The 25,361-nt window shown below is 72.3% G+C and carries 17 protein-coding genes and 1 riboswitch; of the genes, 10 read left to right on the top strand and 7 right to left on the bottom strand.

Features of this window, described 5'->3' with window-relative positions; translation table 11 throughout:
• Nucleotide 1: 1 nt before the first annotated feature.
• The gene (cobN, locus tag ACFHVL_RS08855; protein ID WP_416626865.1) at nt 2–3,652 is read right to left on the bottom strand and encodes a cobaltochelatase subunit CobN; all 3,651 of its coding nucleotides are present in this window, start codon (nt 3,650–3,652) and stop codon (nt 2–4) included.
• Between the two features lie 56 nt (nt 3,653–3,708).
• Nucleotides 3,709–3,837, bottom strand: a riboswitch (cobalamin riboswitch).
• Between the two features lie 117 nt (nt 3,838–3,954).
• Here cobN and cobG point away from each other — a divergent pair.
• From cobG to ACFHVL_RS08840, 3 genes are read left to right on the top strand one after another with little or no spacing between them, the layout of a single operon-like run.
• Nucleotides 3,955–5,220 (top strand): precorrin-3B synthase, encoded by a 1,266-nt coding sequence (gene cobG, locus ACFHVL_RS08850; RefSeq protein ID WP_416626863.1) that lies wholly within the window; start codon nt 3,955–3,957, stop codon nt 5,218–5,220.
• Nucleotides 5,217–5,858 (top strand): precorrin-8X methylmutase, encoded by a 642-nt coding sequence (locus ACFHVL_RS08845; protein ID WP_416626861.1) that lies wholly within the window; start codon nt 5,217–5,219, stop codon nt 5,856–5,858. Before cobG ends, ACFHVL_RS08845 begins: the two co-directional genes overlap by 4 nt.
• Nucleotides 5,855–7,462 carry a precorrin-2 C(20)-methyltransferase gene (locus tag ACFHVL_RS08840; protein ID WP_416626859.1) on the top strand — a complete coding sequence of 536 codons (1,608 nt, stop codon included), beginning with the start codon at nt 5,855–5,857 and terminating at the stop codon, nt 7,460–7,462. Before ACFHVL_RS08845 ends, ACFHVL_RS08840 begins: the two co-directional genes overlap by 4 nt.
• Here ACFHVL_RS08840 and ACFHVL_RS08835 read toward each other — a convergent pair.
• The 4 genes from ACFHVL_RS08835 to ACFHVL_RS08820 form a co-directional block, all read right to left on the bottom strand.
• Complete coding sequence (locus ACFHVL_RS08835) at nt 7,450–8,277, bottom strand: cobalt-precorrin-6A reductase (RefSeq protein ID WP_416626858.1); 828 nt, start codon at nt 8,275–8,277, stop codon at nt 7,450–7,452. The genes ACFHVL_RS08840 and ACFHVL_RS08835 overlap by 13 nt on opposite strands.
• Nucleotides 8,274–9,017 (bottom strand): precorrin-4 C(11)-methyltransferase, encoded by a 744-nt coding sequence (gene cobM, locus ACFHVL_RS08830; RefSeq protein ID WP_416626856.1) that lies wholly within the window; start codon nt 9,015–9,017, stop codon nt 8,274–8,276. The genes ACFHVL_RS08835 and cobM overlap by 4 nt, the downstream gene beginning before the upstream one ends.
• Complete coding sequence (cbiE, locus tag ACFHVL_RS08825) at nt 9,014–10,243, bottom strand: precorrin-6y C5,15-methyltransferase (decarboxylating) subunit CbiE (RefSeq protein ID WP_416626854.1); 1,230 nt, start codon at nt 10,241–10,243, stop codon at nt 9,014–9,016. The genes cobM and cbiE overlap by 4 nt, the downstream gene beginning before the upstream one ends.
• A 142-nt stretch (nt 10,244–10,385) precedes the next feature.
• A complete protein-coding gene (locus ACFHVL_RS08820) occupies nt 10,386–10,751 on the bottom strand; it encodes a pyridoxamine 5'-phosphate oxidase family protein (protein ID WP_416626852.1) in 366 nt (121 codons plus the stop codon).
• A 583-nt stretch (nt 10,752–11,334) separates the two neighbouring features.
• Between ACFHVL_RS08820 and ACFHVL_RS08815 the strand changes: the two genes are divergently transcribed.
• The 4 genes from ACFHVL_RS08815 to ACFHVL_RS08800 all read left to right on the top strand — a co-directional run bounded on the left by ACFHVL_RS08815 (nt 11,335) and on the right by ACFHVL_RS08800 (nt 15,987).
• Entirely contained in the window at nt 11,335–11,790 is a 456-nt protein-coding gene (locus tag ACFHVL_RS08815) for a hypothetical protein (RefSeq protein ID WP_416626850.1), read from the top strand.
• Between the two features lie 463 nt (nt 11,791–12,253).
• The gene (locus tag ACFHVL_RS08810) at nt 12,254–13,867 is read left to right on the top strand and encodes a hypothetical protein (RefSeq protein WP_416626849.1); all 1,614 of its coding nucleotides are present in this window, start codon (nt 12,254–12,256) and stop codon (nt 13,865–13,867) included.
• Complete coding sequence (locus ACFHVL_RS08805; protein ID WP_416626847.1) at nt 13,864–15,336, top strand: NADH-ubiquinone oxidoreductase-F iron-sulfur binding region domain-containing protein; 1,473 nt, start codon at nt 13,864–13,866, stop codon at nt 15,334–15,336. Before ACFHVL_RS08810 ends, ACFHVL_RS08805 begins: the two co-directional genes overlap by 4 nt.
• 126 nt (nt 15,337–15,462) lie before the next feature.
• On the top strand, nt 15,463–15,987 hold the full coding sequence (locus tag ACFHVL_RS08800) for a hypothetical protein (protein ID WP_416626845.1): 525 nt from the start codon (nt 15,463–15,465) through the stop codon (nt 15,985–15,987).
• Nucleotides 15,988–16,048: 61 nt separating this feature from the next.
• Here the strand turns inward: ACFHVL_RS08800 and ACFHVL_RS08795 are convergent, their stop codons facing one another.
• Both ACFHVL_RS08795 and ACFHVL_RS08790 read right to left on the bottom strand, forming a co-directional pair.
• On the bottom strand, nt 16,049–16,726 hold the full coding sequence (locus tag ACFHVL_RS08795; RefSeq protein ID WP_416626843.1) for a DUF1345 domain-containing protein: 678 nt from the start codon (nt 16,724–16,726) through the stop codon (nt 16,049–16,051).
• Nucleotides 16,707–21,278 (bottom strand): HAD-IC family P-type ATPase, encoded by a 4,572-nt coding sequence (locus ACFHVL_RS08790; protein ID WP_416626841.1) that lies wholly within the window; start codon nt 21,276–21,278, stop codon nt 16,707–16,709. Before ACFHVL_RS08790 ends, ACFHVL_RS08795 begins: the two co-directional genes overlap by 20 nt.
• Nucleotides 21,279–21,433: 155 nt before the next feature.
• Between ACFHVL_RS08790 and ACFHVL_RS08785 the strand changes: the two genes are divergently transcribed.
• The 3 genes from ACFHVL_RS08785 to ACFHVL_RS08775 all read left to right on the top strand — a co-directional run bounded on the left by ACFHVL_RS08785 (nt 21,434) and on the right by ACFHVL_RS08775 (nt 25,340).
• Nucleotides 21,434–21,595 carry a helix-turn-helix domain-containing protein gene (locus tag ACFHVL_RS08785; protein ID WP_416626839.1) on the top strand — a complete coding sequence of 54 codons (162 nt, stop codon included), beginning with the start codon at nt 21,434–21,436 and terminating at the stop codon, nt 21,593–21,595.
• A gap of 498 nt (nt 21,596–22,093) precedes the next feature.
• Nucleotides 22,094–23,917, top strand: a complete 1,824-nt coding sequence (locus ACFHVL_RS08780; RefSeq protein ID WP_416626837.1) for a S8 family peptidase — start codon at nt 22,094–22,096, stop codon at nt 23,915–23,917.
• A 22-nt stretch (nt 23,918–23,939) separates the two neighbouring features.
• The gene (locus ACFHVL_RS08775; protein ID WP_416626836.1) at nt 23,940–25,340 is read left to right on the top strand and encodes a hypothetical protein; all 1,401 of its coding nucleotides are present in this window, start codon (nt 23,940–23,942) and stop codon (nt 25,338–25,340) included.
• Nucleotides 25,341–25,361: the final 21 nt, after the last annotated feature.

Below are 25,361 nucleotides of genomic sequence, written 5' to 3'. Positions count from 1 at the left end.
CTCACCCGGCGCGGTCCTCCAGATCGCCCTCGGTACGCAGGAACACCTCCCGCAGCCCGTCGAGCACCGCCGGGTCGGGATACTCCCAGAGTTTGCGGTCGGCTGCCTCCAGCAGACGTTCGGTGATGCCGTGCAGGGCCCACGGGTTCGACTCGGCCAGGAACCGCTGATTCTCCTCGTCGAGCACGTACGTCTCGGCGAGTTTGTCGTACATCCAGTCGGCCACCACCCCGGCGGTGGCGTCGTAACCGAACAGGTAGTCGACCGTGGCGGCCAGCTCGAACGCTCCTTTGTAGCCGTGCCGGCGCATCGCCGCCAACCAGCGAGGGTTCACCACCCGGGCCCGGAAGATCCGGGCCGTCTCCTCGTGCAGCGCCCGGGTACGCACCGCCTCCGGGCGGGTGCTGTCGCCGATGTAGGCCGTCGGCGCCGACCCGGTCAACGCCCGTACCGTGGCGATCATGCCGCCGTGGTACTGGAAGTAGTCGTCGGAGTCGGCGATGTCGTGCTCGCGGGTGTCGATGTTCTTGGCGGCCACGGCGATCCGCCGGTACGCCGACTCCATCTGCGGCCGTGCCGGTGCGCCGTCGAGGTCCCGGCCGTAGGCGTAGCCGCCCCACACTGCGTACACCTCGGCCAGGTCGGCGTCGTCGCGCCAGTTGCGGCTGTCGATCAGCTGCAACAGACCCGCGCCGTACGTGCCCGGCTTGGAGCCGAAGATCCGCATGGTGGCCTGCCGCTGGTCGCCGTGGGTGGCCAGGTCGGCGCGGGCGTGCGCGGCGACGAAGTTGACCTCGTCCGGCTCGTCGAGGGCCGCCACCAGCCGCACCGCGTCGTCCAGCATCGTCACCACATGCGGGAACGCGTCGCGGAAGAAGCCGCTGATCCGTACTGTCACGTCGATGCGGGGCCGGCCCAGCTCCTCGGCCGGGACCACCGCGACGCCGGTCACCCGCCGCGACGCCTCGTCCCACACCGGCCGTACGCCGAGCAGCGCCAGCACCTCGGCGATGTCGTCGCCGGAGGTGCGCATCGCCGAGGTGCCCCACACCGACAGTCCGACCGAGCGGGGCCAGTCACCGGTGTCGGCCCGGTAGCGGGCCAGCAGGGACTCGGCCATCGCCTGCCCGGTCTCCCACGCCAGTCGGCTCGGCACCGCCTTCGGGTCCACCGAGTAGAAGTTGCGACCGGTCGGCAGCACGTTGATCAGCCCGCGCAGCGGGGAACCACTCGGCCCGGCCGGCACGTAGCCGCCGGCCAGCGCGTGTCGGACGTGCGCGAGTTCGTCGGTGGTGCGGGCCAGCCGGGGTACCACCTCGGTCGCCGCGAAGTGCAGGATCCGGGTGACCAGCGCGGCCCGGTCGGCATGGGCGTCGCTGCCGGACGTGTGGTCCGGGTCGGGTTCGCCGAGCACCGCGGCGGTGACTTCGCCGGCGGCCGCCGGCTGCCAGCCGTGTTCCTCCATCGCCGCCACCAGTTCCCGGGCGGTGGCCTCGGCGGCGTCGGTGCCGTCGCGGTCGGAGCCGGACTCGTCCAGACCGAGTGCCTCGCGCAGTCCGGGCAGCGCGGCCACCTGCCCACCCCACATCTGCCGGGCCCGCAACATGGCCAGCACCAGGTTGACCCGGGCCTCGCCGACCGGGGCGGCGCCGAGTACGTGCAGCCCGTCGCGGATCTGCACGTCCTTGACCTCGCAGAGCCAGCCGTCGACGTGCAGCAGGAAGTCGTCGAACTCGGCGTCGTGCGGCCGGTCGTCCAGGCCGAGGTCGTGATCGAGCCGGGCGGCCTGGATCAGCGTCCAGATCTGCGCCCGGATCGCCGGTAGCTTCGCCGGGTCCAAGGCGGCGATGTTGGCGTGCTCGTCGAGCAGTTGTTCCAGCCGGGCGATGTCGCCGTAGCTTTCGGCGCGGGCCATCGGCGGGACGAGATGATCGATCAGGGTGGCGTGCGCCCGCCGCTTGGCCTGGGTGCCCTCACCCGGATCGTTGACCAGGAACGGGTAGATCAGCGGTAGGTCGCCCAGGGCCGCGTCCGGACCGCAGCCGGCGCTGAGCCCGACCGTCTTGCCGGGCAGCCACTCCAGGTTGCCGTGCTTGCCGACGTGCACCACGGCGTGTGCGCCGAAGCCGTGCTCCAACCAGCGGTAGGCGGCCAGGTAGTGGTGGCTCGGCGGCAGGTCCGGGTCGTGGTAGATGGCCACCGGGTTGGCGCCGAACCCACGTGGCGGCTGTACCAGCAGCACGATGTTGCCAGCGGGCAGCGCGGCCAACACGATCTCGCCGTCGCCGGAGCCGGAGTGGTCGACGTACAGCTCGCCCGGTGGCGGACCCCAGTGCTGCTCGACCCGCTCACGCAGGTCGGCCGGTAACCGCGCGTACCAGCGGAGGTAGTCCGCGGCCGGGATACGTACCGGATTGCCGGCCAGTTGCTCCTCGGTGAGCCAGTCCGGGTCCTGCCCGCCGGCGGCGATCAGCGCGTGCATCAGCGCGTCGCCGTCGTCGCGGGCCAGCCCGGGCAGCGCGTCGGGTCCGTCGGCCGGCCCGACGTCGTAGCCGGCGTCGCGCAACGTGCGCAGCAACGCGAGCACGCTGGCCGGGGTGTCCAGGCCGACCGCGTTGCCGATCCGGGCATGCTTCGTCGGGTATGCCGACAGCAGCACCGCGATCCGTTTGTCGCCCGGTGCGATGTGGCGCAGCGCGGCGTGGCGCACCGCGATGCCGGCGACCCGGGCGGACCGTTCCGGGTCGGCGACGTACACCGACAACCCGTCGGCGTCGATCTCCTTGAAGGAGAACGGCACGGTGATCAGCCGGCCGTCGAACTCGGGGATGGCGACCTGGGAAGCCGCATCCAATGGGGACAGTCCGTCGTCGGTGTCAGCCCACGTCTGCCGGGAGCTGGTCAGGCAGAGTCCCTGCAGAATCGGCACGTCCAGTTCGGTGAGCGCGCCGACGTCCCACGCGTCGTCGTCGCCCCCGGCGGAGGCGGTCGCCGGCCGGGTACCGCCGGCGGCGAGCACCGTGACCACCAGGGCATCGGCCTGGCGCAGAGCGGCCAGTAGCCGTGGGTCGGGCGAGCGTAGCGAGGCACAGTAGATCGGCAGCGATCGGCCACCAGCGGCCTCGATCGCATCGCACAGCGTGTGTACGAAGCCGGTGTTGCCGGCCAGGTGGTGTGCCCGGTAGTAGAGCACTGCCACGGTCGGACAGTCCGTCGGTTCCGTCGCCGGGCGGCTGAGCACACCCCACTCCGGTGCCGGCTCGGGCGCGGTGAAGCCGTGCCCGGTGAGCAGCACCGTGTCGGACAGGAAGTGGTGCAGTTGCGTCAGGTTGGCCGGCCCGCCGTGGGCCAGGTAGGCGTGCGCCTGGGCGGCCACCCCGGCCGGCACGGTGGACAGCTCCATCAGCGCCGCGTCCGGTGCCTGCTCTCCGCTGAGTACGACGACCGGCCGTGGGCCGGACAGCAGCGCGTCGAGTCCGTCCGGCCAGGCCCGTCGGCCGCCGAGAAGCCGGACCACTACGAGTTCGACGTCGGGCAGCAGCTGCGGAAGGTCGTCGACCGACAGCCGGGCCGGGTTCGCCAGGTGCCAGTCGGCGCCGCTGGCCCGTCCACTCAACAGATCAGTGTCTGAGGTGGATAAAAGCAGCATCATGGGATGCCTGGTCCTCCCTCGGGGTCCGCGCCCCGGGTCGTCGGTCGCGGCGACCGGAGTCTCCTGGCTCCCGGATCGACGCTCGCCCCGGCCTTCCCGCCCCGTGGATCGGGGCCGTGGCCTTCGGTGGGGTCTGCTCCCCGGTGACAGTGGCGGGACCGCGCCGGAATCACACCGGCTTCCTCCACGTGCCGCCGCAGCTGGCTACCGACAACTGTCACGACTGACAGACGTTTCGTCAAGGTGTGATGAAATCGCCGCGACCACGTCGTCTCCTGGGGGCAGCCCGTAGTATCCGCCGCGTGCCAGCCTCGCCGTCGCCGCCCGTCCGGGGCGGCCCCGACGCCTGTCCCGGCGCGTTGCAGCTGCATCAGGCCGCCGACGGACACCTTGCCCGGATCCGCTGCCCGGGCGGACTGCTCACCGCCGGCCAGCTGACCGCCCTGGCCGCCGCCGCCCGCGAGCTCGGCGATGGGCGATTGGAGCTGACCAGCCGGGCGAACGTACAGCTACGCGGGGTCGACGTCGACGCCGCCGAGGCGCTCGCCGGCCGGTTGAGCGCCGCCGGTCTGCTGCCCACGCCGGGTCACGACCGGGTCCGCAACATCCTCGGCTCCCCCCTTGCCGGGGTGGACAACGTGCCGGACTGGAACGTCGCGGCGCAGGTCCGGGCGCTAGATGCGGCGATCTGCGCCCAGCCGCAGCTGACCCGGCTGTCCGGGCGTTTCCTGTTCGCTGTGGACGACGGGCGCGGCGACACCATCTCGGCGCGTCCCGACGTGGGCCTGCTGCCCGGCACGGACGGATTGGTCGTCGTCGCGCTCGCCGGCGTCGACCACGGACTGCGCACCGGCCACTCCGACGCGGTACGGGTGGCCGTCGCGGTCGCCCGAGGCTTCGTCGCCGACCAGCGGGCCGTGGACGGCACCATCTGGCGGGTCGGTGACCTGACCGCCGCCGAGGTGGCCCGGATCATCGCGCGGGTCGCCACCGAGCCGGGGGTCCACCAGGTGCCGACGGCGCACCGGCGGCCGCTGCCACGGCACATACCCGAACCGTCGGTGGGCGTCCTGCGTCGCCCCGACGGCGACCACGCTCTGGTCCTGGCCGTCCCGTTGGGACGGCTCACCGCCGGGCAGGCAGACCTGCTCGCCGCCGCCTCGCCGCAGCTACGGATCACCCCGTGGCGGGCGGTGGTGCTGCCCACCGTCATCGACGCGCCGGACTGGGCGGGTCGGCTGCGCACCGCAGGACTCGTCACCGACCCCGGATCACCCTGGCTCGGCGTCACCGCCTGCGCCGGCCGGCCCGGGTGTCTCCGATCCCGGGCCGATGTCCGGGCCGACGCGACAGCGGCGCACGGCGACCGGTCGGACCCGGCCGGGGTCGGCCTGCCGGTGCACTGGATCGGCTGTGAACGTGGCTGCGGTACCCCGACCGGCCGGGTCGTGCGGGTGCTCGCCACCGGCGACGGCTACCAGGTGGACGCCACCGGCCGGTCCGCCGTCCACGTTCTACCAGGCGCGGCGTTGGCCGCCGCCGTCCGCACCGCACGTGAGGAGCCGTGATGGAACACGTCCGCGACGGGGCCGAGATCTACCGGCAGTCGTTCGCCACCATCCGAGCCGAGACCGACCTGAGCCGGTTCACCGCCGAACAGGCCCGGGTCGCTGTCCGGATGATCCATTCCTGTGGCATGGTCGACCTCGTCGAGGATCTGATCTTCTCGCCCCAGGTCGTCGCCGCGGCCCGGTCCGCGTTGCGGGCCGGGGCACCGGTGCTCTGCGACGCCACCATGGTCGCGGCCGGCATCACCCGCCTACGGCTGCCCGCCGACAACCCGGTGCTGTGCACGTTGACCGATCCCGGGGTGCCGGAGCTGGCAGCCCGGCTGGGCACCACCCGCAGCGCCGCTGCCGTGGACCTGTGGGGCGACCGACTCGACGGCGCGGTCGTCGCAGTCGGCAACGCCCCGACGGCGCTGTTCCGGCTGCTGGAGCTGATCGGGTCCGGTGCCGCCCGGCCGGCCGCGGTACTCGGCGTACCGGTTGGCTTCATCGGCGCGGCGGAGTCGAAACTGGCGCTCGTCGGGCACTCCAGCGGGGTGGAACACCTGGTGGTACGGGGTCGGCGCGGTGGCAGCGCGATGGCCGCCGCAGCAGTCAACGCGATCGCCAGCGACGACGAGGGATGGGGGATTCGGTGACCACAGCAGCGAACGGGCCGGGCCGGCTTTATGGAGTTGGTCTCGGGCCCGGTGACCCGGACCTGGTCACCGTCAAGGCGTCCCGGCTGATCGGGGCCGCCGACGTGGTGGCCTACCACAGTGCCCGGCACGGCCGCAGCGTCGCCCGGTCGATCGCCGAACCCTACCTGCGTCCCGGGCAGGTCGAGGAGCCGCTGGTCTATCCGGTGACGACAGAGAAGAGCTCCCATCCGGGTGGCTACCGGGCGGCGATGCAGGAGTTCTACGCCGACTGCGCGCGCCGGCTCGCCGTCCACCTCGACGCCGGGCGGACGGTGGTGGTGCTCGCCGAAGGCGACCCGCTCTTCTACGGCTCCTACATGCACCTACACAAGCGCCTGGCGCACCGCTACCGCACCGAGGTGGTGCCCGGAGTCACCTCGATGAGCGGCGCGGCCGCGGCGTTGGGCCAGCCGCTGGTCGAGGCCGACGAGGTGCTGACCGTGCTGCCCGGCACGCTACCGACGGAGGAGCTGGACCGCCGGCTCGCCGACACCGACGCCGCCGTCGTGCTCAAGCTCGGTCGGACGTTCCCCGCCGTACGCGAGGCGCTGGCGGCCGCCGGCCGGCTCGACGACGCCTGGTATGTCGAGCGGGCCAGCACCGACGGCGAGCGCGTCGAACCACTGGCCGGCGTCGACCCGGACACGGTGCCGTACTTCTCGCTCGCACTGCTGGCCAGCCGACTCGGCGGCGTCGCAACGTCGGTACCGGGCGACGTCGCTGCGACGCCAGGTCCTGCAACCGCGGTGCCGGGTGATGCCGTCGCGGTGCCGGGTGACGCCGAGCAGGCACGAGTGGTCAACGCCGTGTCCGGCCCGGGCGAGGTCGTGGTGGTCGGGCTCGGTCCGGCCGGGCGGGACTGGATCACTCCGCAGGCTCAGGCAGTCCTGGCCGCCGCCGACGACCTGGTCGGCTACGGGCCGTATCTCGACCGGGTGGCGGTCAACCCGCGCCAGCGCAGGCATCCGTCGGACAACCGGGTCGAGGCGCAACGAGCCGCGTACGCGTTGGAGTTGGCGGCCGACGGTGCCCGGGTGGCGGTGGTCTCCTCCGGCGACCCCGGCGTGTTCGCGATGGCCGCGGCCGTGCTGGAGGTCGCAGCCGAGCCGCGCTGGAAGGGTGTGCCGGTGCGGGTGTTGCCCGGGGTGACCGCGGCTCAGGCGGTGGCGAGCCGGGTCGGTGCCCCGCTCGGCCACGACTACTGTGTGCTGTCGCTGTCGGACCAGCTCAAACCATGGCCGGTGATCGAACGGCGGCTGCTAGCCGCCGCCCGGGCCGACCTGGTGATCGCCATCTACAACCCGGCGTCGCGCAGTCGCACCTGGCAGCTGGCGAAGGCCCGGGACCTGTTGCTGGAGCACCGGGCGGCGGGTACCCCGGTGGTGCTCGGCCGCGATGTCGGTGGCGTTGGCGAACGGCTCGAGGTGGTGGAGTTGGCCCAGCTGGATCCGGCGATGGTGGACATGCGGACGCTGTTGATCGTCGGCTCGTCCACCACCCGGGTCGCCTCGACCGGTGATGGTCCGCCGGTGGTGTTCACTCCGCGCCGCTACCCGGTCTGATCACCCGATGCCCCGGCGGACTGGGGCAGGGCGAGTAGCCAGGCGAGGGCCGCGTCGACGGTGGCGACCGTCGCCGTGTCCGGTGCCGGGGCCCGGTCCACCATCAGCACCGGCAACCCGAGACGGTTGGCAGCGGTCAGCTTGGCCGCTGTCTCCTCGCCGCCGCTGTCCTTGGTGACCAGCACGTCGATGTCGTGCCGGCGCATCAACGCCACCTCACCCTCCACCGTGTACGGACCTCGGTCGAGCAGTAGCACCCGGTCGGCCGGCAACGGTGGCTGCGGCGGATCCACTGTGCGGATCAGGAAGAAGATCCCGTCCAGTGGTGCGAAGGCGGGCAGGCTCTGCCGGCCGGTGGTCAGCATCGCCCGCCGGCCGAGCACCGGCAATGCTGCTGCCGCAGCGCCCAGGTCCAGCACCCGGTGCCAGTCGTCGCCGGGGCCGGCGACCCAGCCGGGACGGCGCAGCACCAGCAGCGGAATCCCGGTCTCGGTACAGGCGGCGACCGCCGACGCGGCGATCCGGGTGGCGAACGGATGGGTGGCGTCGACCACCGCGCTGATCTGCTCGTCGCGCAGCCAACGGGCCAGCCCGTCGGGTCCGCCGAAGCCGCCGACGCGGGTCTCGCCGGCCGGCAGCCGGGGGCGGGCGACCCGGCCGGCCAGCGAGGTCACCACTCGCCCGGCCGGGGGCGCGTCCGTGACCGCGGTAGCTTCAGCGGCCAGTTGGCGGGCCTGCGCCGTACCGCCGAGGATCAACACCCGCAGCCGTGGCCCGGCGCGGCCGCCAGCCCGGATCCGTCCGCTGGTGGTCACTGCCGGCACCGGCCGGCGCTGTAGAGATGGCTGTCCGGAAAACCGGCGGCGCCCAGGACCGCACCGACGATGATGACCGCGGTGCGTACGACGCCGGCTGCGTGCACCGATGCGGCGATGTCGGCCAGCGTTCCACGCAGCACCACCTCGTCGGGGCGGCTCGCCCGGACGACCACCGCCACCGGACAGTCCGCGCCGTAGTGCGGCAGCAGGTCGGCGACGACCGCGTCGATGCGCTGCACCGCCAGGTGCAGCACGAGGGTGGCCCGGGTCGCGCCGAGGGTGGCCAGCTCCTCACCCGGCGGCATCGGGGTCGACTGTGCCGACACCCGGGTCAGGATCACCGTCTGCCCGACACCTGGCACCGTCAGCTCCCGGCCGAGCGCCGCGGCGGCCGCGGCGAACGCCGGCACCCCGGGCACGATGCGGTACGGCACCCCCGCCACATCGAGCCGGCGGATCTGCTCCGCCACAGCGCTGAACACCGACGGGTCGCCGGAGTGCAGCCGGGCCACGTCCAGCCCGGCGGCGTGCGCGGTGACCATCTCGGTGACGATCTCGTCGAGGGTGAGGTTGGCGGTGTCCACCAGACGTGTCCCGGCGGGGCAGTGGGCGAGCAGTTCCGCCGGCACCAGGCTGCCGGCGTACAGGCAGACCGGGCTGGCGGCGATGGCGTCGCGGCCACGGACGGTTATCAGGTCGGCGGCACCGGGGCCGGCGCCTATGAAGTGGACGGTCACGACCGGTGCACCACCCACTGGGTGACCGGCATCAGTGGCCGCCAACCGGTGAAGCCGCCGACCGGTGCGGCCCGGTTGATCGTGATCCGGGCCAGGTCACCACCGAACCGGGCGTACCAGTCGGCCAGTACGGCCTCGGACTCCAGGGTGACCGCGTTGACAACCAGCCGGCCACCGGGTCGCAGCGCCGACCAGGCGGTGTCGAGTAGCCCGTAGGTGGTGACCCCGCCGCCGACGAACACCGCGTCCGGGGGATCGAGCCCGGCGAGCGAGTCGGGTGCTGTCCCGGTGACCACCCGCACCCCTGGTACGCCGAGTGCCGTCGCGTTGTCGACGATCCGTCGCGCCCGCTGTGGATCCTGCTCGACGGCGATCGACCGGCACTGCGGGTGGGTCCGTGCCCACTCGATGGCGATGCTGCCCGAACCAGCACCAATGTCCCAGAGCAGGTGCCCCGGCAGCGGGCCCAGTCGGGCCAGCGTGATCGCCCGTACCTCGCGTTTGGTCAGCTGCCCGTCATGCTGGTAGGTGTCGTCCGGTAGCCCGGGAACGCGGGGCAACGGCACAATGTGCGGCTCGGCCCGGCACTGCACCGCGACCACGTTGAGCGGGTCGGGGGCGGGGCCGGACCAGTCCTGTGCGGCGACGGTCCGTACCCGCTCTCGCACGCCGCCGAGTTGCTCGAGCACGGTCAGCGCGCTCGGCCCGTACCCTCGGGAGGTCAGCAGTCCGGCCACCTCGCCGGGGGTGTCGGCGCCTGAGCTCAGCACCACCAGGCGCCGGTGCGGCTGTATCCACGGATGCAGCAGTTGTACCGGGCGACCGACGGTGCTGATCACGTCGACCTCTTCGATCGGCCAACCGAGTCGGGCACAGGTCAGGGAGGTCGCCGACGGGTGGGGCACCGCCCGTACGCGCTCGGTGCCGAGCAGCCGGACGAGGGTGCTACCGATTCCGTAGTGCATCGGGTCGCCGCTGGCCAGCACCGCGACATGCTGTCCGCGCTGTTCGTCGATGAGTCCGGGCAGGTGAGTGAGGAGCGGCGTCGGCCAGGCGACGGTGGCCGCCGGCCGGTGCGGCACCGGGATCAGGTCGATCTGTCGTCGGCTGCCCATCAGTACGGTGGCCACGCGTAGCGCCGCACGGCCGGCGCCGGACAGTCCGTCCCACCCGTCGGCACCGATGCCGACGACGGTGACCATGGCAGGACCGCGAGTGGGGGGCATGGTGGGACGGTAACCCCTGGTGCCGACCGCGGTCACCGCCACCCTGCCGGTTGCGGATGTCGCCCGCCGAGTGATCGGCGATCGGCGGGGTCGTCGGAGCGGTCGTCGGATCAAAGATTGCCGAGCCGGCGGGTGACCTTGATCACGATGACCACCCGGTCCGGGTTCGGGCGTGGCGTCCGGTAGCGCTGGGCGTAGCGTGCCTCGGCGTCGCGGACCGTCTGCGGATCGTCGCGGATCCATGCCTGGCCCTCGAGCGTCGACCACCGTCGCCCGTCGAGACCGCCACCCGGGCACCGGCCGCGCCGCTGGTGCGGACGTGCACGGCTTTGCGGGACCGACCGGAGGTGATCACCAGGGCGGTGCCGTCGTCGGGATCGAAGGTGACGCCGACCGGAACGACGTGCGGGCTGCCGTCGCCGCGCAGGGTGGTCAGCGAGCACAGGTGTCGTTCTCGCCAGAAGTCGCGAAGCGCGGCACTGGGCGCGTGCGGGTCGGTGGTGGCCATCGCCGTCGATTCTCGCACCCGAGGGCGGGCCGTGCCGGCAGCGGCGCACCGCCGGCTCGGCTGTCCGTCACGGCTGGGCCGCCGCCCCGCCACGTTCGCCGTGGCTGATCAGCTGATCAGCCAGCCGCAGTCCGCGCCCCGGCTGCGGCCAAGCAATTGCTAGTCCGCTACAGCGCGTCCAGCAATCCTTTTCGCAGGGTGCGGGAGTAGTGTGTGTGAGCGGGGCGGCGCGCCTTAACGTCGGTCTCCCGCAAGAGTCGGCTGCGTCGCCCCGCCTGATTTTCGGCTGGATCCCGCCGTGTTCGTCGCGGACCGTCGTCTCCTGCTGATCGGCCGGGGGTGGTTGCGTCTGCCGGGTCTGCCGAATGGCTCTCGCGGAGGTTGAACCCTCCCCGTCGGACCGCCGTATGCATGGACGAGACAGCGGCTGAGATCGCCGACGCCTCGCCAGAAGATTTCCGACAGTGTCCGGTGACCCCACGCTCGGGGCGTCGTCGGCCACGGGCCTTGCGGCCCACCGGAATGCCGTCGATCGAGCGGGCGGCGACCGGCAGCTGCCCCAGAAGGGTTGGGTTTCAGTCGCATGAACACGCGTTCTCCTCGACGCAGAGTCCATCACCCGGTCGGTCCGTCGCCGTTGCAGTCCCGACGGTGGAAGATCGGCGGCACGCTCGGCCTGGCCGCCGTGATCATGGGGGCCGGACTGGGCCTGGCGTCAGCGGACACTGTCACCGCCGCTGACGTCGGCACCATCGTGTGTCCGAGTGTCGCCGACCGGTTGCCGGCGGTGCCGGCTTCGGCGCAGGCCGAGGTGGACCGGAACCTGCAGGCGCTGGAGACGCAGATCGTCGAGGCGAACGCGCGGCTGATCAGCAGTCAGGGGCAGGGCGGCGCCAACTTCGTGAACAACGCGATTCTCGGGCCGTTGGCGGACAAGCGGACCGCGGCGCTGGAGCGGATCGCGACCTCGATCGGCCGTGAAGGTGAGCTTTCGGGCGGTCTGGAGCCGTTGGCCACCTGTCAGTTGCACACCAGCTGACCTGGGCTGGACCAGACGGGTTCCCGCCGCTCACCCGGGAACCGGCCCCTCCGGTGCCGCTCTGCACGCGGCGCCGGAGGGGCATCTCCATTTTCCCGAAATGATTTGTCGTGATCGGACAGCTACTTTACGTCATATGCGCAGCGTTTGGTTGGTGGCGTCGACCGGGAACTAGCGGGACGATTCCGGCAGAGTGACCTGCCCCCAATCAAATGCCGGCAGCGTTCATCCGCAGAGGCTCCGGCTACGTAGTTGCTGAGGGACGGGCACTGGAGCGGGCGAAACGACCGGGAAGCGGTACGGTTTCTCCGGCGCCACGCCAAGGGCAAGGCATTCGCGGTGGACCGGGCACTGGGCTCGGCCGCCAGGGTGCTCGGATGGCACCAAGCGGGAGATCGAGGAGCATATGGCGCGGACGAACCAGAACCAGCGACCCGCCGGCCCCAGGCCCGAGCTACCTGGGATGCGACAGCCGTCCCGGCTGTCGGTCCTGGTCCTTTCGGCATCGGCGCTGGCGGTCTTCTGGGCGCTGGCGATGCTCACGCCGGCAGGGCGGATCGCGTACGTGTACGCGTTCTTCCTCACGGACTTCTTCGGCGGCGTGTTCACGTTGGTGTCGCTGAGTATCACGGTGATGGTCGGGCTACTCGCCACCGACCGCATCGTCCTGCTGCCTCGACACCGGGTGCTGCTGCAGTCGGCGCACCGTACGACCGGGATCATGGCCATCGTCTTCCTGGTGCTGCACATCGTCACGCAGATCACAACCGGCGCGGTATCGACGGTCGGCGCGTTCATTCCGTTTCTCGGCGGTAGCCAGGCGTTCTACGTCGGCTTCGGCACACTTGCGGCATACCTCATGTTCGCCATCCTCTGGACCGGACTCGCCCGGGCGAGGTGGGCCGATGTCGGTCCGCCGTGGATGTGGCGGGCGATGCACAGCGGTGCCTACGTGGCGTGGCCGATCGGCATTCTGCACGGTCTCGCTTCTGGCCGCCCTCCCGCCACCTGGGTCATCCTGAGCTACGTTGTCTGCATCGTGCTGGTGGTCATCGCGCTGCTGGTGCGGTTGGCGACCGGGGTGGGCAAGAAGAAGCCGTTTGTCTCGCAGGCGACCGGCACGTCGATCAAGCCGGTCGGCAAGATGGCCGAGGACTCCCGCTCCGGTTCCGGCTCGTCACGCCGTCGCGGTAGTCGCGACGACCGGATCAGCCTGGAGCCGGCGACCGCCGGTTTCGGGGCGCTCGGAGGACGTGGGGACATGATCGACTCGTGGGCTCCGGCAGGTGCCGCCCGTGGCGCCACGCCGCGACCCTCCGACCGCTACCGGGTCCCCGAGGTGCCCCAGCCGGCGGAGCGGACCCGCTCGTCGCTGGCCGAGGAGACCCGCGCGTACCGCCAGGTCGACGCCGACCGGGTGCCACGGGTGGACGACTCAGGCCGGGGCCGGTACGCCGAGGAGGACCGCCCCGCCGCACGCCGGTACGAATCAGCCCGCAGCGAAACCACCGACCGACGCTGGCGCGAGGAGCAGGACTCCGGCCGGGGCCGGTACGCCGAGGAGGACACCGGCTCCCGACGGCGGTACAGCGAGGAGTCCGACCGTCGCCGCGTCGCGGATCCCGACGACGGCCGTCGTCGCTACGCCGACGACGGCCGTCGTCGCTACGCCGACGACGATCGCGCCTACGACAACCGGCGTCCGGTGGACGACACCGTCGGCTCCAGAGGCCGCTACGCCGACGACCGGCCGGTCTCCGGCTCGGGCGCCCGCAGCCGGTTCGCCGACGACCGGCCGGTTTCCGGGGCCGGTCCCCGGGGTCGCTTCGACGACCGGACCGAGCAGGCAGAGCCGGTCCGCAGCCGCGCCGCCCGACGGCGCGCCGAGGCGGAGCCGCCGGTCAGCAGCCGCGACCTGGCCGACTACCCGGCGGACGACACCCCCACCCTGGTCGACCTCGCGTCCCGCCGTGCCCAGCGGGCGGCCGCGGCGGAATCCGCAGGCCGCCGGTCCAGCCGTGGCGCCGACGACGTCGACGAGGACTACTGGAACCGGCTTCGAGGAGAGGCGAATTGAGCGCGGCAACCGTTCCGCCAGTCGCGACCATCGGTCCACCCCGGTTGACCGCTGGCTTCGAGGAGTTCGGCCGCCTCGACCTGCGGGCACATGAAGAGGTGCACGGTGGGGTCGGTCCACTGTCGGTCGACGACCTGATGCGACTGGGTGAGGCGATCGACCTCAAGGGCCGAGGCGGCGCGGGGTTCCCGTTCCATCGCAAGGTCAAGGCGGTGGTCGAGTCAGCCGACAAGCAGGACAAGCCGGTCGTGGTCGTGGTCAACGCCACTGAGGGTGAACCCGCCAGTTGGAAGGACAAGGTGCTGCTCACCCGGGCACCGCACCTGATCCTCGACGGCGCCGCGTTGGCGGCGTTCGCCTTGGAGGCTGAGGAGATCGTCATCGGGGTCGCCGATGACGGAGTGGGCGGTGCCTCGCTGTCGGCGGCGCTGGCGGAGCGACGGATGCCCGTGCCCACCAGCATCGTCACCGTGCCGCATCGGTTCATCTCCGGCGAGGGTGGCGCGCTGGTACGCGGCATCAACGGGCTTCCGCACATTCCACCCGGAGTCAAGATCCGGTCCAGCGACTCCGGGGTGTCCGGTCTGCCGACTCTGCTGTCCAATGCGGAGACCTACTCGCAGCTCGCGGTCGCGGCCCGGCTCGGTCCCTACGAGTACAGCGCGGTCGGCCTGCCCGACGAACCGGGTACGGTGCTGCTGACCATCGGCGGGTCGGCTGCCCGACCGGCTGTGGTGGAATGCCCCACCGGGACCCCGTTGCGTGACATCCTGGAGCTGTGCGAGGCGCCTGTCGGGCCGGGCCTGCTGATCGGCGGCTATCACGGTAAGTGGATCACGCCGGAAGCGGTGGCGATCGTCGAGGTCTCCCGCAAGGGTTTCGCCAAGGTGGGCGGCACACTCGGCGCCGGCATCACGATCCCGCTGGGTGAGGGCACCTGCCCGCTCGGCGAGGTGGCCCGGGTCGTGCACTACATGGCCGGCGAGTCGGCCGGCCAGTGTGGGCCTTGTCGGCTCGGCCTGCCGGACATGGCCCGTACCATCGACTCGCTGGTGATCGGTAGCGCTGCCGTCGACGCGGTCCGGGCCGCCGCCAGCGTGGTCAAAGGCAGGGGCGCGTGCAGCCACCCCGACGGCACCTCCCGGTTCGCCATCTCGGCATTGGATGTCTTCGCCGAGGACCTGGCCGCGCACGCTGGCGGCGACGGATGCGGGAAACCGGTCAAGGGCATCCTGCCGCTTCCGGCGGACGCGCCGTCCGGCGGGACCAAGCGGCTCAGTGTCGACTGGACCCGGTGCGACGGGCACGGGCTCTGCGCGCATGTGGTGCCCGAGTACATCCGATTGGACGCGAACGGCTTCCCGGCTTTCCCGTCGAGCCCGGTGCCGGTCTGGTTGGAACCGGGAGCCCGCAAGGCGGTCAACATGTGTCCCGCGTTGGCGCTACGACTCAGCGAGGGCAAGGGCTGACCCGGACGCGGACACCTGCGGCGATCTGGTCGCAGGTGTCCGCCCCGGCTTTCCTTCCGCGTCATCTGCTGCGACACTGCAATGGTGTCGAGACATGTCGATTCCTTGGGTGTTCCGCTTCGTCGCGTGACCGCCTGGTGGTTGGTTCCCGAGGTCCTCGTGCTCGCGTTGCTGACGGTGGGTCTCTACTACTCCGTCGCGTCCGCCGAGCCGGTGCTGACCGAGGCCCAGCTGCGCGAGGACGCGGCGACGCGGATCGCCACCACCATCGAGCAGTCGACCAGCGACGAGCACGCCGCGCACGGCCACGAGGTGAACCCGGACGAACGGATGCTGTGCACCGCAGAGGTGTGGCAGTTGTCCGCCGGCACCCCTGAGCAGCCCGGCACCGCGTACGGCTACTACCTGTGCGCCACCGGCACGCCTGGTACGCCGTACATGCTGTCACGGATGAACGCGGGGCCCATCGTGGCCCGCCTCGGTGAACCGGTGCAGGTGACCGTCACGAAGCTCGACGAGGACTTTCGTGCCCAGGTCGAGGTGATGATGCCGGCCGAGTTCGTCGATCAGGCCTTCCGGGGTTTCGCCGATCCGCAGCGGGCCGACTCACTGCGGCAGCGCTTCGAGAGCCAGATCAGCAAGGCGGCGTAGGCATCGTCTCGGCTAGGGGCAAGGGTGCCGGACCAGGGTGGCCTGGCCAGCTGTGTGGTGCTCAGCGCACCAGGCTGCCGATCAGGTTGATCAACACGGCGATGATCACCGCGCCGAAGAGGAACGACAGGATCGCGTGGCTGAGCACGGTCCGGCGCATCGCGCTGCTGGTCAGCTGCGGGTCGGAGACCTGGAACGTCATCCCGATCGTGAACGCCAGGTAGGCGAAGTCGCTGAACCGGGGCTGCTCCTCGGTGTGGAAGTCGATACCCCCGGCCCGGTCCGGGCCGTAGTAGAGCCGGGCGTACCGCCCGGTGAACACCTCGTGGATGACCGCCCAGGACAGCACCACGGTGACCACGCTCATTCCGATGTGCAGGCCGCTGGCCGGATCGTGCGACACCTGGGGCGCACCGAGCACCACCGCGACGGCGAGCAGACTGGCCAGGGCGGCACTGACCAGCACCGCGTCCGCCAGCACCCGCCCCGGGTCGACCTCGTCGACGGCACGGACGGTGGCGGCCGCGTCGCACCGCCAGATCACCGGCCAGCGCCAGAGCAGATAGCCGCTGGCGGTCAGACCCCAGCCAGCCAGCGGCCCCAACAGCGTCGGTCCGAGGGCGGCTACCGGCACCCCCACGGCCAGGCCTGCGGCGGCCAGGGCGAGCAGTTGCCACGGTGGGTGCCGCCGCGGCCGTGCCGAGCTGCGCCGACCGGCCTCAGACCGGGGCCGGGGCATCGGCACCAGCCGGCGTCAGCCGCCGGACCATCCGCCGTGGTCGCAGACCACGTCCCTGCCGGGCCGCGTCGACGCCCAGGCGACCGAGCCGGGTACGCCGGAGCCGGGCGATCCGCTCCAACGGCAGCAGCCCCAGGCCGGCGGCGGCGGTGGCTGAGCCCCCGACGATGCACCAACCCATCGGCCCGAGTGGCCGGCAACCGAAGAACTGGCTGACCACCGGGGTCTGCACCACGCCGAACAGGGTGCCGAGGGAGACGCCGGCGGCGGCCAGCACCATCGGGTCGCCCCTGGCCGCGACCGCGGTCTGCGCCAACTGCGCGGCGACGAGGCTGGCGAGCGCCACACTCGATGCCCGGGTCGGGGTGCCGGTGAACCGGGCGGTCAGCCAGCCACCGGTGGTGGCCAGCGCCGTCGCCGCCGCCCGCCGCGCCACCTCCCGGTTGAGGCTGGCTCCCAGGGAGGAATCCGGTCCCTCCCTGGCCAGTTCGTCGGTGCTCACCCCACGCGGTGGCCGCGATGCCACGGCGATCGCCGGCAGCAGGTCGGTCATCAGGTTGACGAACAGGATCTGTCGAGGGTTGAGCGCCTGCTGACCGGAGATCAGTGAACTGCCGACGGAGAACAGGATCTCGCCCAGGTTGCCACCCAGTAGCAGAGCGAGCGCCTCGCGTACCGACACCCACATCGCCCGGCCCTCGGTCACTCCCTCGGCGATGCTCTCGATCCGGCCGTCGACGACGATCATGTCCGCGGCCTGGCGGGCGGCGCTGGTGCCGTGGTCGCCGAGCGCGATGCCCACGTCGGCGAGTTGGATCGCCGGGGCGTCGTTGGCGCCGTCGCCGGTCACCGCGACGACCCGGCCCGCCTGCCGCAGTGCCCGTACCACCGCGACCTTGTGCGCCGGACTGACCCGGGCGAACACCGAGGTACGCGACACCAGCTCGGTCAGCCGGTCCGGACCTGCCGCGTCGAGGTCCGCTCCGGTGACCACGGAGCTGCCGTCGAGCAGCCCGAGCTGAGCGCCGATCGATTCGGCGGTGCTCGGATGGTCGCCGGTGAGCATCACCACGGCGATGCCGGCCAGTCGCAGCCGCCGGATGGCCTCGGCGGCGCTGTCACGTGGCGGGTCGGCCAGGCCGAGCAGCCCGCGCAACTCCAGTTGATCGACCCGGTCGTCGGCGAGGTCGCGTCGGCCGGACGCGGCCCGCCCGGCCACCGCGAGTACCCGCAGCCCGTCGCGGGCCAGCCGGTCGATCGCGGCGTCCACCTCGGTGCGTCGGCTCTCGTCCAGCGGGACCACCTCGTCGCCGCGTCGCCAGGTCGCACAGCGTGGCAGCACCGTCTCCGGTGCGCCCTTGACGTTGATGGTGGCACCGGCGGGGCAGACACCGAGCACCGCGTGGAAGCCCCGTCCGGGCTCGAACGGCAACTCGGCCAGCATTTCCCAGCCGTCGGCGCCTTCGCGTAGACCCACTCCGGCGCTCTGGCCGCCGTCGACGACGGCCTGGTCGGTCGGATGCGGTAGCCGCTGGTCTCCGTCCGGCACCGGGGTCGCCCGCAGCGCGGCGGCCAGGACATGGCGGTGGCCGTGGCTCAGTGCGTCCACCGGCTCGGTACGCGACCCGTCACAGACGCTCTGCAGCCGGATCAGACCCTGGGTGAGGGTGCCGGTCTTGTCGAAGCAGATCACGTCGACCCGACCGAGCGCCTCCATCGCCCGCGGGTCGCGAATCAGTACGTTGTGCCGTGACAGCCGCTTGCTCGCGCTGAGCTGGGCGGCGGTCGCCACGAACGGCAGTCCTTCGGGGATCGCGGCCACCGCCAGGGCGACCGAGGACCCGACGGACTCGGCGAGCCGGCCACGCAGCAGGCCGCTGCCGAGAGTCGCGGCGGCGGCCGCCAACGCGGCCGGTACCGAGGCCGAGGCGATCTGCCGCAGCCGGGCCTGCACCCCACCTTGCGGTGCCTCGTCGAGGACCTGATCGGCCGAGCGGCCGGCCTCGGTGGATCTGCCGGTGGCCACCACGACCGCCGCCGCCGTGCCGGCAGCCACGGTCGTGCCGGCGTACACCATGCTGGTGCGTTCGGCGACAGCGGTGGCGTCCGTGCCGGCAGGGGACTTCGTCACCGGCACTGATTCGCCGGTCAGATTGGACTCGTCGATCTCCAGACCGTTGGCGGTGATCAGTCGGCAGTCGGCGGGCACCGAGTCGCCCGGCTCCAGGCAGATCAGGTCGCCGGTGACCAGTTCCTCGGCGGGCCCGACTCGTTGCTGCCCGTCTCGTTGTACGCGTACCCGTAGCGCGCCGGCGCTGAGCAGACGCCGCAGGGCACGGCCGGCGGTCATCTCCTGCGCTCCGGCCAGCAACGCGTTCGCCATGATCACCGAGAGCACCATGACCGCGTCGACCGTGGATCCGGTGAGCGCCGAGACGCCGGCGCCGGCCGCCAGCGGCCCGGTCAGTGGGGTGTCCAGCTCGGCCGCAGCGGCCTGCCACAACCCTCGGCTGGAGTCCGGGTCCGGCCGGTTGCCGTCCTGCTCGGCCTGCCGTTGGTGGGCCTGTTCGTCGCTGAGCCCGCTGGCGGAGCTGCCGAGCCGATCGAGCACCTCGTCCACTGGCATCGCGTGCCAGGGCGCGTGGCTCTGCGGCACCGGCATCGGACGCCGACCCAGATCGCGAGCCGCCCGGTAGCCCATCGCGAGGTTCACCAGGCCCGCGACGTTGTCGATCAACAGTGATCGGGCGCCGCCGCGTGGCGTACCGTCGAGGACCCCCAGCGCCGCGGCGGCCACCGAGCCGAACATCGCCCGTCGGGCGCTGCCCGCGCTCACCGCCCGTGCCAGTGCCGTCGCCTCCACCACCAGCCAGGCGGTTTCCAGGCCGGGTGCGCAGATCAGATGCGCACCCCATGGCGGCCGGCGGGCGGCCTGACGGATCACCCCGATGCCGCAGTCGGCTGCGGCCAGGGCGACGTCGTTGCGGGTGGCGATGAGCGCCACGCCATGGCCGGCCTGCTGCAACGACCGCACCGACGCCGCCAGCCGTGACCCGCTGGCCACGGTGCCTTCGGCCCGGCAGCGGGCGGCGAGTGCCCGGCCGGACGAGCCGGTGACCGGATTGCGGCCGACCGCGGTGCGTCCGGCGATGAGTAGCCGTCCCACCCGGCGGGCGGCGGCGGTGAGCGCCTCGGCCTGCGGATCAAGCTCGGCCTCGACCCGGACGAGCGCCATCAGCTCACCGTGGTAGGTGAGTGCCAGCACGTCGCCGGAGGCCGGACCGTTGCCGTTGCCAGTAGCCGGTGGTGCCGAGGCACCACCGGCTACTGGCTCACCGGCGACGAGACGGTCGAGCGCCTCGGTCGGTACCGGCCGGTCCAGGCGGTGCGGTGGCGTCAGCGACCAACCCTCCGAGGCGTCGCCGACAGGCTCGCCGCCGCCGTCGAGCAGCCGGTTCGCCTGCTGACGGGTCTGCTCCTCGCTGGCGGCGACCGGAACCACCGCCGTGACGACGGTGCGGCCGGTGAGCAGCACCGAGGCGTCGATGACCACGGTGTCCACCCGGTCGAGCCTTCGCAGGGCGGCGGCCTCCCGGACCACCACACCCTGCCGGGCCAGGGCCCGGCCGAGGTGCCCGGCGTACGCGTCCCGGCCGGTGCGGGCGCTGCGTGGCGAGGCGACCGCGGTTACTCGGGCCGCGCGCTGCCGGCCGCCGGGCAGGACGGTGAGGATCCCGGCGGCGACCAGCGTCAGGGTGCTCATCCGTTGGGCGTACTGCTCGATGGGCCCGTCCGGTAGGGAACGGGGTCGGGCCGGCGGCGGCAGGGCCGGAGCCCGGCTGCTGTCGGCGTCCCGATGCAGTTCGTGCACCCGGGCCGCCCAGACGTCGTGGTAGGCCGAATCCTCGGCCATCAACGTGGCCCGCAGCACCGCGTCGGTGAGACTGGTGAGCGGGCGTTGGGTGGCTGCGGCGACCGCGGTGGTGAACAACGCCTGGCCGAGGTCGGCGCCGACCGGCCCGAGGGCGCGTCGTAGCCAGGCCCGTAGCTGCGGTACGTGTTCGAAGGCAGCCGGTAGCGCCGCGATCTCGTTCGGCAGCGCGGGCAGCCTCAGCACCTTGCCGACGGTGGCGATGCCGGCCCCGATCAGGTCGCCGGTGAGTGACGCGACGTTGCCGACGCCGGCGTCGACGTGGGTGCTGCCGCCGGTCGGCGGTGACAGTTGGGCTTCCGCCTCGGCGAGCGCCACCACCAGCCGGTTGCCGGTGATCACGTCCGGGTCGAAGCTCACGACCATCCGGCACAGGGCGCCGTTCCAGGCGGCCCAGTGCACCCCGTCGATGGCGTCGAGCGCCTGTTCCAGGCGCTGCGTGTCGGCGATGACCTGGCCGTGGTCGTCGGTGCTGACCTCCAGATGGGCGTGGCCGTCGTAGGCCCAGGCATGCCGGGCGTGGGCCATCCGGCGTCGCCGTACCGACCTGATGGTGGCTGCCGGACGCTCCAGCATGGACGGCACCTCCCGGGGTGGATCCGCCTGGGGGTTGACGGTCATCGGAGTCCTTCCACGGATGCTCTGGCCTGCAGGCCTGGGAGGAAATGGAACTCCTGCGGAGCAGGGCAGGGAGAGCCGATCCGCCGCCGGGGCGGATCGGCGTCCATCCACACGCCGCCCCAGGGCTCACCGGTGGGGTTGTTGGACTGTGGACTGTGCCCGGGACCGTGACGCGGGCGTTCGGGTACCGCTTCGACCCGACCCCCGGGCAGGCAGGCGAGCCTGCCCGGGCGTTCGGTTGTGTCCGGCTGGTCTACAACATGGCGTTGGCCGCCCGCACCGAGGCGTGGATCCTGCGTCGGGAACGGATCACCTAGTATCCGACGTTCAAGTCGAGGAATCGGTCGCGGAGGTCGGCGGAGTACACCGCGAGCGCGTTCCGCTGGCGCGACGGCCGGCTGACCCTGGCGAAGGTGTCCGCGCTGCACAAGCTGACCACTCGGCTCGTTCGTGAAAACCAAACGATCGTGCTCGCGGAGGGGCTCTGCGTGATTGCCGGTGGAGGCGGTGTAAGACCTCAACGGGGGTTCTCCTCTCGGCCGGGGCGGTCGTCGGTGAAACAGGAAACCCGAGGGTGACCAAGGGGGTCCCCGTCCTTCAGGGCGGGGAGGAAGTCAAGGTCACAGTCGTCTCCTGACGTGACGGTAGATCTGAGCGAGCGAACGTGAGGTGCTTTCCGGCTTCTCGGTCCTGTGGACGCGCTGAGTGAAGTAGCCATTCGGTCACTTTAAGTAGTTATTCGGTCGCTCTATGCTTGAACTGGTCGCCGCAGCAGCCGATCGGCCGAGGTGGCGGTCCGGTGGGAGGGGACCGCGATGTCGGAGCCGGATGAATGGGACCGCCGCACACTGCTCGCTCTCGCCGGCCGGTCCCGCCCGGCCGGTGACCTTCCCGTGGCGCTGCGCGAGGTGGCACTACGGTTCGGCGACCTGTTCACCGAGGTGGACCGCGCCTATCGGGCCGGTGAACCCGGCTGGCACGAGGCGGTCCGCCGGGCGGTCGACCGGCTGCGCGCCGCCGGGCTGATCAGCGGTACCCGTACCCTGCGGTTGACCGATGCCGGACGGCAGCACGCCGACGCCGCCGCGGCCGAGCGGCCGTCGGCCGCGACAGCCCCGACCGGTCCCGCCGCCGAGCGGCCGGGCGCCAGCGGGCCGCCGATCGCCCCACCGGGCACGATCGCGGACCCGCTGCGGGGCATGGTCGGACGGCTACGTCTGGGATTCCCGACCGGGCCGGACGAGCCGATGCCGGTGCTGGTGGCGGTGAATCTGCACTTCGCCGGCGGCGCACGACGTGCGGCGGAACACCTGGCCGGGCTGTGGTTTCGGGTCACCGGCGGGCGGCATCCCCAGCCGTTGGCCGGCGAGTATCTGGTCGGCGAGCTGAGCCTCAACCAGATGAGGCGACTGGTCGCCGCGGACCGGGTGTCCAGCGAACCGGCAGACCGAGCCGTGCACCGGATCTGGCCGGACTTCCCGGTCCGTCCGCAGATCGACGTCTCGACGGCCACCATCAAGGCAGACGCCGCCCGGCGCACCTTCGGCGCCGCAGGCCAACGGATCGTCTGGGCGGTGGTCGATTCGGGCATCGACGCCGAACATCCCCACTTCGCCAGCTACGCGACGTTGAGCGCGCCCGAGGTCCGTGACCTGCACCGTAGCTTCCCCGGCGGCGGGCCACCGCGTGCCGACGGTGCGTTGGTCGACGAGAGCGGGCACGGCACGCACGTGGCCGGGATCATCGCCGGGGGGATCGACGCCTCGGCCCGCCGGCAGCCGCCGTGGGCGGTGCGGGTGATCGAGCACCACTACGACATCGACAACCCGACAGAGCCGGTACCGGTGCCCCGGGAACTGCCTGACCCGACCACGATGATGGGTATCGCGCCGCAGACACGGCTGGTCAGCCTCAAGGTCCTGCACGGCGGCGGTGGACTCGCCGAACGGGTGTCCAGGGTGATCGGCGCACTGGCGTACGTGCGGCAGATCAACGCGCAGAGCGACCGGGTGATGCGGATCCACGGGGTCAATCTCAGCGTGGGGTACGAGTTCGACCCGGAGTGGTTCGCCTGCGGCCAGTCCCCGCTCTGCCGGGAGGTCGACAAGCTGGTCCGCTCCGGCGTGGTCGTGGTCACCGCCGCCGGAAACTCCGGCTACGGAATGGTCGGTGCCCCGTTCGGTCTACCGTCGCGGTTCGCGCTCGGTTCGACCATCAACGACCCGGGCAACGCCGAGCGGGCCATCACCGTCGGCGCTACCCACCGCGACATGCCCCACACGTACGGGGTGTCGTACTTCTCGTCCAAGGGACCGACCGGTGACGGACGCGCCAAGCCCGACCTGGTGGCGCCCGGCGAGCGGATCGTGTCCTGCGCGGCTGGGGCCCGGCTGGCGGCCGCGCAGGCCGGCTGGACCGGTCCGCCGGCGGCGGTCTATCTGGAGGAGTCCGGTACGAGTGTCGCCGCCCCCCACGTCTCCGGCGCGGTCGCGGCGTTTCTGTCCGTCCGACGGGAGTTCATCGGCCAGCCCGAGCGGGTCAAGCAGGTCCTGCTGGCCACGGCGGTGCCACTCGGTCGGGACCCACGGTTCCAGGGGCATGGACTGGTCGACCTGCTCCGCGCGCTGCAATCGGTGTGACCGGCCGGAGGAGGGAGCGGCGATGACGACCGCACGCATCGGTGGGCTGCCGTTCTGGGAACTGCGCTTCGATGCCTCCGGTGACCCGGACCCGGCGGCGGTGACCGCCCTGCTCAAGGGAGCCCGTGCCTGCGGCGTCACCGATCTGGTGCTCCTCGCCCACGGCTGGAACAACGACCGGCAGCTCGCCGGTCCGGCCTACGAGGCCTTCTTCGGACTGCTCGCCGTGCAGGCCCGACAGGCGGGGCCGTGGGCCGACAGCATCGGCCTGGCCGGGGTGCACTGGCCCGCACGGCGGTGGCCGGACGAGCCGGTGCCCGACTTCGCTCCCGCCGGTGCGGTGCCGGGCCCCGGTCCGGCACCGGCCACCCTGCCCGGCGCCGTCGCGGTGAGCGCGCAGCCCACGCCGTCGGGATCGCCCCGGCCGGCCGGCCTGGACGATGCGACGTTGGGTGCGCTGCGATCCACCTTTCCCACCGGGGCACCGGCCATCGACCGGATGGCCCACCTGCTGCTGACCCGACCGACCCCCGCCCGGGTCGACGCCTTCGCCGCCGAACTGCGGCAGTTCGCGGTCGTGATCGCGGGCGGGTTCGACGACGGCGAGTCCGCCGCTGCCCAGGACGACCCGGCGAGTCCGCCGCTGCCCGGGATGCTCCACGGTGAACCGGCCCAGGTGTACGGCCGGTTCCTCGACGGCCTACGGCGGTGCGGCACCCCGCTCGGGGATGCCCACGGCGGTGGGGCGGCAGGTCTCGGCGATCCGCTGCGGGGCATCTGGCACGGCGCCAAGGAGGCGTTGCGGCAGTTGACCTACTGGCAGATGAAGAATCGAGCCGGGGTGATCGGCCGCGCCGGCCTGGGCCCGGTGCTGGCCCAACTGCCCGGGGCGGTGCCGGGTGTCCGGATCCACCTGGTCGGGCACAGTTTCGGTGCCCGACTGGTCAGCTTCGCGGCGGCCGCGGCGGCTCCGGTGCGGTCGGTCACCTTGTTGCAGGGGGCGCTGTCCCGGTTCGCCTTCGCGCCGACGCTGCCGTTCGCCCCTGGGCGATCCGGTGCCCTCGCCACGATGCCGGCCGGGGTCGCCGGTCCGGTGACTGCCTGCTACTCGACCAACGATTCGGCGCTGGGGGTGTTCTATCCGCTGGCCTCACTGGCAGCCGGGGACGACGCAGCTGCTCTGCCGTCGCTCGGTCGACGATGGGGTGCGCTGGGCTTCCACGGTGCCAGCGCGGCCGGTGCGCCCCACGCGACCGTCGCCGCAGCCGGGCGGCGCGACGCCTATCAGTTCGGCCATGGCCGGATCCTCAACGTGGACGCTACCGGGGTGGTCCGCCGGGGCGGCCCGCCGAGCGGCGCGCACAGCGACGTCCTTCAGCCGGAACTCACCTGGTTGGTGCTGCTCGGCGGCGGACTGGTGTAGCGGCCCGGTCGACGGCAGCCT

This window comes from Micromonospora sp. LOL_023, from assembly GCF_048060115.1.
In the GTDB taxonomy this organism is placed as follows: Bacteria; Actinomycetota; Actinomycetes; order Mycobacteriales; family Micromonosporaceae; genus Micromonospora_E.
This window is presented reverse-complemented; position numbering and strand designations above follow the sequence as displayed.

Coding starts and splice junctions, on each gene's coding strand:
- cobN (WP_416626865.1), bottom strand. CDS start 3,652: ATGATGCTGCTTTTATCCACCTCAGACACTGATCTGTTGAGTGGACGG.
- cbiE (WP_416626854.1), bottom strand. CDS start 10,243: ATGCCCCCCACTCGCGGTCCTGCCATGGTCACCGTCGTCGGCATCGGT.
- ACFHVL_RS08820 (WP_416626852.1), bottom strand. CDS start 10,751: ATGGCCACCACCGACCCGCACGCGCCCAGTGCCGCGCTTCGCGACTTC.
- ACFHVL_RS08815 (WP_416626850.1), top strand. CDS start 11,335: ATGAACACGCGTTCTCCTCGACGCAGAGTCCATCACCCGGTCGGTCCG.
- ACFHVL_RS08810 (WP_416626849.1), top strand. CDS start 12,254: ATGCGACAGCCGTCCCGGCTGTCGGTCCTGGTCCTTTCGGCATCGGCG.
- ACFHVL_RS08795 (WP_416626843.1), bottom strand. CDS start 16,726: ATGCCCCGGCCCCGGTCTGAGGCCGGTCGGCGCAGCTCGGCACGGCCG.
- ACFHVL_RS08790 (WP_416626841.1), bottom strand. CDS start 21,278: ATGACCGTCAACCCCCAGGCGGATCCACCCCGGGAGGTGCCGTCCATG.
- ACFHVL_RS08780 (WP_416626837.1), top strand. CDS start 22,094: ATGTCGGAGCCGGATGAATGGGACCGCCGCACACTGCTCGCTCTCGCC.
- ACFHVL_RS08775 (WP_416626836.1), top strand. CDS start 23,940: ATGACGACCGCACGCATCGGTGGGCTGCCGTTCTGGGAACTGCGCTTC.